Origin of the sequence: Mesorhizobium sp. M2A.F.Ca.ET.039.01.1.1 (assembly GCF_003998035.1) — a bacterium.
Lineage (GTDB): Bacteria > Pseudomonadota > Alphaproteobacteria > Rhizobiales > Rhizobiaceae > Mesorhizobium.
The window spans coordinates 1-412 of sequence record NZ_RZRY01001575.1; the positions used below are offsets into that span (position 1 = coordinate 1).

1 protein-coding gene is annotated in these 412 nt (G+C 63.1%); it reads right to left on the minus strand.

The genetic code is table 11. The features are described 5' to 3' along the window. The coding region (locus EOA24_RS40985) for an FAD-dependent oxidoreductase (RefSeq protein WP_133375131.1) at nucleotides 1-412 on the minus strand (412 nt) is incomplete at both ends.

The following is a 412-nucleotide window of genomic DNA, read 5'->3' on the forward strand; positions in this document are numbered from 1 at the left end:
CATCCGTACGAAGCCGCCGGCGTAGAAGTCCGTGCCGATATACCGCGATACTTCCTTGCGGGGGACCGCCGACGTCTCAATCCCGAGGAAACGGTTTAAAAACTCGGCGTGGCGGCTGAGTTCATCACATTCGCGATGGTTTACCGCGCCCTCGAAGAGACCCGAGAGGAAGAAGTCGCATTCCACCCCTTCGGTTTCGAGGAAGGCTGCCAGGTCCTGTCGCGCCGCCTTTCCTTCCGCCAGGATGCCATCGGCCCGAGATTGACCGAACCTGCGGGTCAATTGCTTGCGGCTCGGCCTTATGCTGCCGCTCGCCATGCCGCCGTTTCGGCCTGACGCGGCCTGCCCGATAGCTTGCCGGTCGAAAAGCTGGACGCTGCGTCCGGCTCTCGCCAGTTCGATGGCCGCCGAC